Raw genomic sequence first — 12,012 nt, forward strand, 5'->3', positions numbered from 1 at the left:
ACGGAACCGAGCTCACCAGCAACGCCGTGCTGGCATGGTGCGGCGAGATCGGCGTCGAGTGGCATTATATCGCGCCCGGAAGGCCGATGCAGAATGGCTATGTCGAGAGCTTCAACGGTCGCATGCGGGACGAACTGCTCAACGAGACGCTGTTCTTGAGCATGGCCCATGCCCGTGTCGAGATCGCCGCCTGGGTGGACGATTACAACCGGGAGCGACCGCACTCATCGCTTGGCTACGCAACACCGGCGGCGTTCGCCGCCGAACTGGATAAGCAATGGCCTGCTTCACTACGCCCTACGGGCTCCGCTACGCAGCCCATTGCTTCAACCGCGCTCATGCGCGAAACAACCGCCCGGCTCTAATCCCAGCTGGGGGAAAGCTGGGGGTCACGTCACCCTCTCGCACTACCGTCATAATCTCATCCGATTGTGCTCAGTTTGTCACGGAAGGCACGATACGGAAGGCACGATCACCACCGCACAGCTCAAAGCGCGTAAATCGGAGATGGTAGAAGCGACCCGGGCAAATCTCCGCGCACGGATGGACGGAACACTAACGCACACGCGTATTCCCCGCCCCACGGCTCGGTTCTATGGTCGTGAGAACGACGTCGATATACTCGTCCAAAGCTTAGTAGCAGGAAGCTCAATTCTAATTTCGGGGCCAGGTGGCATCGGCAAGACCGAATTGGTTCTCCAGGCGCTTCACAAGCTTGGATCGGATCGTAAAGCAATCTGGGTGGATGTGGAGCGCTACGCGTCTTCCAGCGCAGTGCTGGACGCTCTTCGGAATGCGCTTTCCGCCGACGGCGAGCCTTGTGGAATTGAAGATATTGCGCATCGCCTTGACCAGTGCGAGGCGATTTTGATCCTCGATGGCATCGATCGAGGCAACCTGGACGACCTAGAAAATTTCGAGGACAGGTTCAGCAAGCTGTATGCGGAAACCCGAAAAGCTCAGTTTGTAATAACCTCACAAGTGAATCTGTTGCGAGCCCCTGTCGACGTCCGACACGTGGCAGGAGCGCTCGGACGCGCGGACAGTCACAAGTTGCTCGCGAGCGGATTTGATGAAGACATCTTCGAGGACGGACCTGAACTCGAGGAGCTTCTCGAACTTTGCGAGGGGCATGCGCTCACATTGCAGCTCGCGGGAGCGATCACGTCGCACTACGGATCCATGCGTCATTGCATCGATCTCGTGAACGAGCGCGGTTCGCAGGCCATAGCTCTTCCGGCTCGTCAACGACACGATCGCACAAGTTCTCTGAATATCTGTCTCGATGTCACCTTCCATGCCTTATCGCCCGAAGCGCAGGCCATGCTCTGGGTGATCGCTCAGGCTCCAGCCGGTCTTTTCCGAGCTCAACTTGAACGCGGAAACTTCGAAATTAGGGAGCCGGTCGAGGCTCTCGCCCAATTGCGTCGCTGGAATCTCATCTACACAACTGATCCTGGCATTCGCGAGCGGATCCACTGCCTGTCACCTATACGCCTGTTTGTGGCGGACCGGTGGCCTACGGCGAATCGCGAATGGGCGGATAAACTCAAACGGTCGCTCCTGCTCGATATCGCGATGATGGTGTCGGTGATCGAGGACAAGTCGCTCGAGGCGGAGGAGGTCGGATACATGGTCGCCCGGTATTCGGAAGAGATGCCGAATATCGATTATCTCATCAACGAAGCCTTCAAAAAGGAGGCAAATGATGAGGTGGCCTTGTTAGCCGAAGCGGTATGCTCGTCGCTGGTCAGGTATTTCTTCGTGCAACGTATGGCCGAGGAGGGTGGGCACGCGATGCTGAAGGCGGCCAGGATTGCGCTCGCCAATAAGCGGCCTGACAGAGCCGCCTCATTCGCAGGTATGCTCATTGGCCTCGCTAGACAGTCAGGGGCCCATATTGCCGGAGTCGCTGAAGAAGTCATTGCCAAGGTCGAAGCCTGTCGCCCTTTGAGCGACGGCACTGAAGGAGACCTGCTGATAGCCAAGACCATGCTGGCGCTCGATGCAGGCGAACCCGAACGCGCGAGCAATTTGTCACGTGAGGCCTTTGAAAGGTTCAAGGCCGCTAGCAGGAAGCTGGATGAGCCTTTGCCGGGTGATCGAGATGAACTCGACGAACAAGCGGAGAAAGAACGCCGCGAAGGGATCCACAACGATCTCGCTTCCGCCCTGCAGTTGCATGGCGATGCCCAACTCGCCATGCGGAAATATAAGGAGGCCGCCGATGCCTATCGGCACGCGCTTCGGCATCAGCGAGGCGCCTCGGTAGCGGTCAACCTCGGACAGACATTGCATCAGATCGGCAATTGCGAAGGCAATCTGGGCAATCACGCCCAGGCCGCCGAATACTACGCGAAAGCGCTGACCGTTTTCCTCGCGGTCGAGATGAAAGAGTTCACCAGCAATGCCAGCGGCGAACTGGGGTTCGCTCTCATCGACGCCGATCTACCCAGCGTACGAACCGGGAAACCTGAAGGCCTCCAGGCCTGTTTCGAGGATCTCGAATGGGAAATTCGCAGGTCCCTGCAGGATAGTTCTGTGGACCTGAACCGAGCCTTCGTAGTCGCTCGCAAGGCTTTCGGTACCGTCGCACTCGGGATCTTCGCGCGTCAGGCGCGCCTGACGGGTGACTGGGCTTTGCAGACCGCAACAGACCTTCTCGTGCCGTTTGCCGATGCCGCCGCTTCTTTCGACGAGCGGTTCACCTGCACCGTATTGAACATTCCGTTGCAACTCGCATTCCTTGTTGGGGAGCTTGAAGCTAGTCGGGACAGCACAGGCGATCCGGAGATCGGGTTAGTGCACGAATTGCTGAGGTTTTGCTGCTCCCCCGATCCACGCTCCCGCGATATGTTCCGGTTAGCAGACTGGCTCGCCACCTACCTTACACGCGAGATGGGAGTGGAGGGCTTGACGGGAGCCAGAGTCCGCGAGTTCATGGTGAATGCGGACGACGGGGTCCATGACGAGTTGGAGCTATTTCGACCGCGACCAGAAAAAAGCACCGAGTGATGTACTTCGGCTTCAAGCCCTGATCAGTTTTCGGACCTTATCTGGAGCTCAGCCAGCCTTTCAGAACATACCTCGTGCACGACCCGGCCGAGTTCCTCGACCTGTTCCCCAAGCCAATCGAGCTCGTCCTTGGTAATACGGTAATGCTTTGAGTATCGTGCCTTGACGTACGCTTCCTTCAGCTTCTCGAAGCGCGCACGATCGCGGCGCGTGTCGCGCGGCCAGACATAGGTCAAACGTGGGTCGATACGTTCGGCTTGTGTTCGCAGGAAGCCGAGGTTGTGCACGTGCGGGGTGTAGAAGGTACATACGAGCAGAACCGTGTGATATAGTCTTTCACACGACTGATGAAGGATAAAGGCGGCCTCCTTTGTGCGGCCCTCGTCCCATAGCCCCCTCGCAGTCTTTAGGTAGACTAGAGCGCTCGGATACCACTCGTCGAAATACTCCTGCGCCATCGCCAGCGCCTCACCGGCAGTCTTGGGCTTCGGCGTGTGGAGCTCGGTGTCATCGGATTGGTAGAGCGCGATCCCGTCCTTCGCGACATCCATGAAGAAATAGCGTCCGTGCGCGAGACCGTCGTTCACCTCCTGCAGCGTATGGACGATAAAATTGACCGGCGTCTTGAGCGATTTGGTCACGCCGTACTCGCGCATCAGCCGGTCATCGAGCTTCGACCAGTACTTGACCCGGTCGACCAGCCGCTTGTCGTTGACGATGATGAGCAGATCGTAGTCCGACTGGTAGCCTTTGGCCGTATGCGGCTCGTCGACCCAAGTGCCGCGGGCATAGCTACCGTAGAGAATGACCTTGAGAATGCGGCCGGCCTTCTTCCACTCGTGCTTCGCCAGGGCAAAGGCATCATCGAATTCTTCGAAAATCAGCTGCACCACGCGCTCAAGTTCGCGTTGCTTTTGCGGGGGCAGGTGATCGAGTTCGGTGCGCATTACTGGACCTTTAGCAAGCACTTGGAATGGTTGCACCCTCGCATTCCTGCAGGTGCGTCGGCATACCCAAGAAAGCGTCCCTCTCCTCCATTGGTTGGATTTCTCCGCCGGACTATCGAAGGCTTCTGTCAGGGCTACGCTGGAGGCTCTGGGCCGCTTCCGTCTGTTTTCTCGACCTCACCAAGCTCTGGTTCCGGGACCGCGCGAATGAGATCGTCAGCGAGATGCCTGCCCGTTTCCATGCGCCGCGCGAGCGCTTCGATGAAGAAGTCGAAGCGCTTTTCTGCATCGGCACGGGCGGCGGCATTGGCTTCCAAAGGTATAGCCGGCGTCACCGCCAGCCATCGCCTGAGGTAGAGGGCGAAGGCCTCGTTCCCGACCTCGATATGATAGTCGAGCTTGCCGATCTGTCGGCTTATGCGATCAAGGCGTCGGCTGAAGGCCGCTTCCATGCGTTCCGATCCATCGGGAGAGAGAAAAGAGCCGATGGCGGCCTCTACCACCGAAGCCTGCGAAACGCGCTTGCGACCCGCATAGTCCGCAAGCTGCCTGGAAAGGGCTGGCGGCAGACGGAAGGTATGCTTGATACGGTTGCCCTTGCTCATAGCTCGATCCCGTCGCCGGGATCGAGCGCAGCGCGCCGCGCATTGGCCTGCATCCGCTGGGCCATTCTGCGATTGCGGTTTGCCTGATCGTCCTCCGTTCGGTCGTCAAACTCAAATTCGTTGGGGATCTCGACCGGCGACAGCGCCACATCTTCGTAGTCCGGCAATTCGGGCGATTGGCGGATCCCGCCATCGGACTGGCGATCATCGACCCGAAACTCTTCAGTCCCGGCCAGCGATTTCTCCGATTGCGAAGGCGGGGTCACATGTCTCCCGTGCCATTCGCTCTCGTCCGGCGCGAAGTCCGACTTTTGGACCGTCGGTGGACGCTCCACCCGTTTGCTGAGCCGCGGATCGCGGTAGTAGCGCGCTTTCCTGGCACGGATCGGATGCACGCCTGCGAGCATCACGATTTCGTCGGTGTCGGGCAGCTGCATGATTTCGCCCTGGGTCAGAAGAGCGCGCGCCGTCTCCGAGCGCGAGACCATCAGGTGACCAAGCCACGGAGAGAGGCGGTGTCCGGCATAATTGCGCATCGCGCGGGTTTCGGTCGCAGTCCCGAGCGATTCCGAAACGCGCTTGGCAGTGCGCTCGTCATTGGTCGCGAAGCACACCCGCACATGGCAATTGTCGAGAATGGCATTGTTCTGCCCGTAGGCCTTCTCGATCTGATTCAATGACTGGGCGATCAGAAAGGCCTTGATGCCGTAGCCCGCCATGAAGGCGAGCGCGCTTTCGAAAAAGTCGAGCCTACCCAAGGCAGGAAACTCGTCGAGCATAAGGAGAAGCCGCTCGCGAACGGCACCTTCCTGCAGATCCTCGGTCAGACGTCTTCCGAGCTGGTTGAGAATGAGCCGGATGAGCGGCTTGGTGCGGCTGATGTCTGACGGCGGAACGACGAGATAGAGCGTGACTGGGCGGCCCTGTGCCACGAGGTCCGCGATGCGCCATTCGCAGTGCCGCGTGACCTTTGCGATAACCGGATCGCGGTACAGGCCGAGGAACGACATGGCGGTCGAGAGCACGCCCGAGCGTTCGTTCTCCGACTTGTTGAGCAATTCTCGCGCCGCGCTCGCGACAACCGGATGGACGCCGTCTTCCCCCAGATGCGGTGTGTGCATCATTGCGGTCAGTGTCGCCTCGATGGATCGGCGTGGATCGGAGAGGAAGTTCGCCACCCCGGCGAGCGTCTTGTCAGGCTCGGCATAAAGCACATGCAGAATGGCCCCGACGAGCAGCGCATGGCTGGTCTTCTCCCAGTGGTTGCGCCGTTCAAGCGAGCCTTCGGGATCGACCAGCACATCGGCGATGTTCTGCACGTCGCGCACCTCGTTGATGCCGCGTCGCACTTCCATCAGCGGGTTATAGGCTGCCGACGCCTCATTGGTCGGATCGAAGAGAAGCGTGCGACTGAACCGGGAGCGGAAGCCTGCGGTTAGCTCCCAGTTCTCGCCCTTGATATCATGCACGATCGCCGAGTGGGGCCAGGTCAGCAGCGTCGGGACGACAAGGCCTACACCTTTGCCGCTGCGCGTCGGTGCGAAGCAGAGCACATGTTCGGGCCCGTCGTGACGAAGATAGAGATTGGCATGCTGGCCGATAATGACGCCCTTGCCTGCCAGAAGGCCCACGCGTGATATTTCGGAACGGGTCGCCCAGCGCGCCGAGCCATAGGTCGCGCTGTTCCTGATCTCTCGGGCGCGCCAGACCGACATGCCGATCGCGACCATGACCGACACGAGACCGCCCGATGCGGCGATCATTCCGCCGATCTCGAAGATGCGCGGCGCATAGGCTTCGTAGCTGAACCACCACCAGAAGATGGCATAAGGCGGATAGACAGGCGCTCCGGAGACACTGAACCACCGCGCGCCCAGCTGCGCCTGATAGCCAAGCGCGTGCGCCGTCCATTGGGTACCCGCCCACACACCTGCGAGCGTGAGAGCAAAGACGACGAGTATCTGACCCCACAATATCCGGGTTGCCGACAAGGCTGGCTCCTTTCGTGAAGGACAGCACGGCGGCTTTGCATTGCATATTCAAGTCGGAAGCTGCGTGATCGCAGGTTGGCGTAGCAAAAGCAGCGTACGGCTAGATTGCTTCCCGACTATATTCCGGGTTACCGGACCAGGTCAGGCGGTACATCGCCCCTTGCGCGACCGATTGCACGACGTTGGGCCACAGGGCCGCGATGCAAGTCCCATCCGCATGGCGCACAGAGGGATAGATAATGCCGTTATGACCGGCTGCGCGTGCCTGCGCCGCTAGAGCATTGCCGACAGGATAGCCTTTCGTCTTGTCCGGATCGAGGGCCGGGTGACCAGGGAGGTCGCGCAAATCGATGAAGACGCCCGCCATGCTGGCAATCATCTCGCCATATTCGACAACGGCATCGAAATCGCCGGCATCGGCGAGCGCCTGTGTCAGGTGATGGCCGACCTCGGCAATACAGGTCTCGACATCGAGCGCGGCATACCATGCGCCGCGGTTCGCGGGGTTGAAGCGATTGGGCTCGCGCGGTTTGGCGTAGGCAAAGCTCGCATTGATGAACCTGGCATGCGGCACGCCGTGAACCAGTTCGTCGGCTGTCAGCCCGCCAAACCCGCGCTCTTCGGCGATCAGGCGCGAACTCGTCGCCCCCTCGATTTCAGCGAGCAGCGCAAGCTCTTCATCATTGTCAGCAAGCGGAGCCATGACCGCGTCACGTAAACGCGCGCTGGAAACGAGCCGGACAGTCCGCTCGAATGCTTCGCGGATCTGCGGCGGCTCGCCTGCCTCCTCAGAGCCCGCCACGAAGCGCGTCGATATATTGTCTGGTCTCCAGCATGCGCGGAATGCCGCCTTCGATCATCGCCCCGATGGGCGAGCGGCGATCAAACAACGGGGCCCTGTTTTCGAGCTTTGGCCAGCGATCGGCCATGTCGTTGGCGAACAGCAGATGCAGTCCCTTGAACAGACCGATCAGCGCCGACGCGCGGGTCAGCTGGTCCTGACCGAGCGAGCCTTCCCAGGTTCCGGCTTTCATCCGGTCCCAGGTGCTTTCGGACACGCCGAGCAGCGCAGCGCCCTCAGCGTTGCTCGCACCCCAAGCCCCAATGAGGCGCAGCACGGCCTTTACCGCAGCGCTGGTGAGGCGGCTGCGATCACCGTCGCTTGCAAAGGTCTGAAGCCCCGGGGGAGCTTCGGCATGCTGAATCGCTGCACTTACCATATCGCATCTCCTGATGCGTTTATAAGCATCATATGGTGCGTTTGTCAAGATTTCCGTTACGATGCCGGTGCTCCTCAAACCGCCGGACCGCGCGAACGCGCAAAGTTCCAGTCGACACCGCCTCGCACATGGACCTTGCCAGCGACTTCTTTTCCAAGATGCCGCTCGAGGTCTTGCCTCCAGGGCACGAGCTGGAAACCCGCTCCGTCATCGATCATGGCGAAGCGACCCGACGCCAGCGAAATGCGCTCGCGGTAGATGCCGGAAATGTGATCACCTTCCGTTACCGGATTTGCCAGACGACCATGACGCGCAGCCAGCGCTTTACCTGCCGCGTCCAGTTCCTGCTTGCGGAGCGTTCCGAGCAGGTTGCGCACCAAGGTCACGCTCCTACCATGTCGCTTCGCAAGACTTTGATCGACGAGCCATTCACGGCGCTCGTCAAGAGCCTTCCGGACTTCATTGCCGAAGCCGCCTCCCAGCGACGCGGCTCGTGCCGACAGCAGCTGCCGGTCGAGCCAGGTCGCCCCGCGCGCGTCAATCTGTCGTTCGAGCGGCAGGTCCGAACGCACCAGCAGGCTGCTGCGCCGTCGCCCGTTGCGGTCGGTCCATTCGCCTGTCTCGACGATGGCGCCGGGTGCTGCATCGCTTGTCTGGTCCAGATCGGGAAAACGCAGATAATGCGCACGCCCGTCCACTCCTTCGACGATCGCATAAGCCTCGCCTGTCAGCTCATCATGAAGACCGCGCTCGACCAACCTTCCGATGACCCGGCGGTTCTCGTCTTCTCCATGCAGCGCGAAGGATGCAAGGGCGCCTTGTGCGCCGCGTCCACGCATCGCCTTGTGCAAGGTCTTGATGATGTCGCCGCGCTCGCCAAGCGCGCGCAAGGTCGGTTCGAGGTCTGCGGCCAAGGTCCAGCGCGCCGCCCCGATCCGCTCGGCCAATCCCATGCGTTCGAGCATTTGTGCGCGGCCAATAAGGAATGCGCGGTTGCTGCGGCGTGTCGCATCGTCCTCGGGGGACAAATCGACCACGCCAAGATCGTCGCGCTGATTTTGCAAGCGGCGGTCGAGCGAGGTCCAGCGCTCGGCATCGACCTCGCGGCGGAGCGCTTGCTGAATATTGCGCTCGCTGCGCGGGCCGAGCTCGACGGTGACGCGCTCCTGGGCGCGGGCCCGCATACCTTCGCTGATATAAGAGCGATCGATCACCAGGTCCCTGCCGTCCGAGGCAACGCCGCGGACCAGGACATGGACATGCGGGTTGTCGGTATTCCAGTGATCGACCGCCACCCAGTCGGGCTTGGTGTCGAGATCGCTCGCCATATCCTCAAGGAGTTCGCGCGTGAAAGCGCGCAGGTCAGCCATCTCGCTTGCGTCTTCCGGCGACACGATGAAGCGGAAGTGATGCCGGTCGTCTTCGCAGCGCGCGGCGAAGGCATCGCCATCGACCTCATCCGATAAGGCATCGAACATCTGGGCATCCGATCCGTCACGGGTGACGCCGTCGCGTTCGAGATAGGCGATGTGGCGGGCGAGCGGTGCCGAGCGGAACCGGCTGCCGCCATGGCGAACGACGCGCGCCTTGATGATGACCCGCCGCTGGAAAGCATGGGGGCGGCCTCGGAACGCAGCACGTTTGCCGCGTCCCAGATGCCCGGTTCCGCCGCCTGCCCGGCCTCGCCCGAGCGGCGTATAGCCTGACCGGCGCGAGGCCTGCAGTACGCGTCCCACCAGCGAACCGGCCTTGCGATAGGCGCGCGCATCGCTGTCTCTCGACCGGCCCGGCCTGATGTCGAATTCGTCGTCAGCCACAGACAGGAAAATCGTAAGACGGCGCTTTCAGCATTGAAAAGCCTAAGGATTGCGGTTCAAGCGCCTGCAGACTTACAGCAGAGACGGCGCGTAATTTCCCGCGAAACCAACCACCTGCAGCCCGACCGACGGCGCTGCTTTTATCTCGCCATCGTAATTGGGCCCTTATTCTTGGCCCGTTTCTGCATCTTCGCTCTCCTTTCCAAGTCATACATTCAAGTGTGCTAGTAGTCGATAGAGCACGCCAGTATTGGCGCTCTGGTGTGGGGTGGTCCCCGCAATCGTTCGTGCTCCGCCCTGCATGCCATGCAGGCGCACATGTCCGCGTCGGGATCGCGAGGCCACACATCCAATCACGCGCGATTGACCGCTCTCTGGGAGCGCTGTCGCCGGCAAGATATCGTGCTCTTCGCATCCGCTTCGATCCACCTCAACCAACCGCCATCACGGCGGAACTCGTGCTATCGCCTCGTTGTTAAACCGTTCTCGTGGTGCAGCGCGCGTGCGTCATGCCTGCACCGCAACTGCGTTGCCGCTGCTCTCGGGCTGGTCGTTCGCCGCCGAGAACCGGAACCGCGATCCGTCGATCCACATGCGGTGCATGATCACTGCGAGCTTGCGCGCGACCGCAACGACCGCACGCTTGTGACCGCGCTTAGTCGCGATCTTCATGCCCCAAGCTTTAAGCGTGCTGTGCTGCTTCGAGCGCGTGAGCATGCCGCTCGCCGCCTCGTAGAGCGCGGTTCGAACCTCGCCGTCGCCGCGCCGCGAGATATGTCCGTCGCGGTCGACCGAGGTGCCCGACTGCTCGCGCTTGGGCGTCAGCCCGAAGTGCGCGCCCAGCGTCTTCGACTTGGCGAAGCGGTGCGGGTCGTCGACCGCCGCCATGAACGTCATCGCGGTGACCGGCCCGACGCCGGGGATCTCGCACCAGCGGCGGCACAGCTCCTCCTGGCCGACCAGCTGAACGAGCATCTTGTGCAGCTCGCGGTACTGGTCCCACAATACCTGCCAGCAGGTCAGCATGCTCTCGCTGAGCACTTGGAGCAGCGGATCGCCTGCGACGAGCTCGCGAACGCGATTGCAGAAGGTGCTGCGCTGCACACGCGGTCCGACCATCAGACCGAACATCTTCAAGGACTGGCGAACCTCGTTCTCGATGTCGAGCAGCTTGCGCTTGAGAGTCCGTCGGTGTGCCAGCAGCAGCTTCATCCGGTTGGCGCGTTCGCTCTTCGCATGAACCTGTTTGAACCAGCCCGATCGCACCAGTTGAGCAAGCCCGCGTGCATCGTTCTTGTCGGTCTTGTTGCGCTGGGCGTCCAGCATGCGGGCTGCGTGATGGGTCTCCAGCAGCACCATCGGGATGCCGTGCTTCTCCAGCTCGCGGTGCAGCCAGGCCGACCAACTGGTCGCCTCGTGGCCGACGAGCAGCAGCCGGTTCGCATACGGCTCAAGCGCCTGCCAGATCGCTTCGGGGTCGGTGGTCACACTGGTCTCCAGCGCGATCTCGCCGTCCTTGGCTTTGACGACGCAGATCGCAGTTGTGGTGGCGGAAGTGTCGAGTGCGGCATGGTATTGCATCGGGGGGCGTCCTCTCTTGCGGGGTGTAACAACACCCCGACCTTGCGCCTTCCCGTGCACCATGGCGAGATCGCCCGACGCTGGCCCAATTACGCGGTCAATCCCTCCCTTCCATTGATGCCTAGGTCTCCGCTCCTACGCCCGCTTTCGCTTGGGAACGCATGCCTGCGCGAAGGTGCGAGGACCGCTCTCATTTAGAAGGAGCCGTCGAGACGGGCGCGAAAAGATCATGCGCGGGCTGTTCCGGGCGCGCAAAAGGGTTCGCTACGGGGCCGGGCGCAGCCACCTCGTCCAACTCTTGTCGCGCCGCGCCGGAAGGCTGCAAGACGCCGGGCGGAACATCCCCGGCTTGAAGAGGCGCCGCCGCAAAAATGCCCTCGGACTGCAACAGCGGCGCAATCCGGGCGACATAGCGGCGTGTTTCGAGTGGCAGCGAACGCCGTCCGGCAAGCCAGTCTTCGTAGCGTCCCGGACCCGCATTGTATGCAGCGAGGAAGCCTTGCGCGCCGTAGCGATCGTACATTTCGCGCAGGTAAGACGTGCCGGCCAGAATGTTGTCGCGCGGGTCGAACGGGTCTTGCCCGAGGGAGAACCGGGCGCGCTGCCGCGACCAGGTTCCGGGCATGAGCTGCATGAGACCCATCGCTCCTGCTGTGGAAACAGCCCGCACCCGGCCCGCACTTTCGGCCCGGATCACCGCATAAATCCATTGCTCGGGAATGCCGAATTGCTGCGATGCCTCGCTGACATGCGCTGCAATCTCGACGCGCTGGGAAGCTCGGACAAACTGCTCCGATTGCGCAAAAGCCTGCGCCGGACTCGCCGCCAGCATGGCA

10 protein-coding genes are annotated in these 12,012 nt (G+C 61.4%); 2 read left to right on the forward strand and 8 right to left on the reverse strand.

All coding sequences use genetic code 11. The annotated features are described in order from the left end of the window. On the forward strand, positions 1-365 hold a 365-nt coding region (locus tag GRI72_RS07045; RefSeq protein ID WP_160733254.1), incomplete at its 5' end, for an integrase core domain-containing protein. Between the two features lie 178 nt (positions 366-543). Continuing rightward, positions 544-3,015 carry a tetratricopeptide repeat protein gene (locus GRI72_RS07050; RefSeq protein ID WP_160733255.1) on the forward strand — a complete coding sequence of 824 codons (2,472 nt, stop codon included), beginning with the start codon at positions 544-546 and terminating at the stop codon, positions 3,013-3,015. A 23-nt stretch (positions 3,016-3,038) separates the two neighbouring features. Here the strand turns inward: GRI72_RS07050 and GRI72_RS07055 are convergent, their stop codons facing one another. The 8 genes from GRI72_RS07055 to GRI72_RS07090 form a co-directional block, all read right to left on the reverse strand. Then, on the reverse strand, positions 3,039-3,962 hold the full coding sequence (locus GRI72_RS07055; RefSeq protein ID WP_160733256.1) for a HEPN domain-containing protein: 924 nt from the start codon (positions 3,960-3,962) through the stop codon (positions 3,039-3,041). A gap of 134 nt (positions 3,963-4,096) precedes the next feature. Continuing rightward, positions 4,097-4,567 carry a CopG family transcriptional regulator gene (locus tag GRI72_RS07060; RefSeq protein ID WP_160733257.1) on the reverse strand — a complete coding sequence of 157 codons (471 nt, stop codon included), beginning with the start codon at positions 4,565-4,567 and terminating at the stop codon, positions 4,097-4,099. Further along, positions 4,564-6,558 (reverse strand): conjugal transfer protein TraG, encoded by a 1,995-nt coding sequence (locus GRI72_RS07065; RefSeq protein ID WP_160733258.1) that lies wholly within the window; start codon positions 6,556-6,558, stop codon positions 4,564-4,566. Before GRI72_RS07065 ends, GRI72_RS07060 begins: the two co-directional genes overlap by 4 nt. Positions 6,559-6,658: 100 nt before the next feature. Beyond that, a complete protein-coding gene (locus tag GRI72_RS07070) occupies positions 6,659-7,360 on the reverse strand; it encodes an RES domain-containing protein (RefSeq protein ID WP_202389004.1) in 702 nt (233 codons plus the stop codon). Next, positions 7,347-7,778 carry an antitoxin Xre-like helix-turn-helix domain-containing protein gene (locus tag GRI72_RS07075; protein ID WP_047822813.1) on the reverse strand — a complete coding sequence of 144 codons (432 nt, stop codon included), beginning with the start codon at positions 7,776-7,778 and terminating at the stop codon, positions 7,347-7,349. The genes GRI72_RS07070 and GRI72_RS07075 overlap by 14 nt, the downstream gene beginning before the upstream one ends. A 74-nt stretch (positions 7,779-7,852) precedes the next feature. Next, complete coding sequence (locus GRI72_RS07080; protein WP_160733643.1) at positions 7,853-9,601, reverse strand: relaxase/mobilization nuclease domain-containing protein; 1,749 nt, start codon at positions 9,599-9,601, stop codon at positions 7,853-7,855. Between the two features lie 501 nt (positions 9,602-10,102). Then, positions 10,103-11,176: an IS110 family RNA-guided transposase gene (locus GRI72_RS07085; protein ID WP_047822294.1), complete on the reverse strand. Its 1,074-nt coding sequence runs from the start codon at positions 11,174-11,176 to the stop codon at positions 10,103-10,105. Between the two features lie 190 nt (positions 11,177-11,366). Continuing rightward, entirely contained in the window at positions 11,367-12,008 is a 642-nt protein-coding gene (locus GRI72_RS07090; protein WP_160733644.1) for a lytic transglycosylase domain-containing protein, read from the reverse strand. Between the last annotated feature and the right edge of the window lie 4 nt (positions 12,009-12,012).

The organism is Pelagerythrobacter marinus (assembly GCF_009827515.1).
GTDB classification, from domain to species: domain Bacteria; phylum Pseudomonadota; class Alphaproteobacteria; order Sphingomonadales; family Sphingomonadaceae; genus Pelagerythrobacter; species Pelagerythrobacter marinus.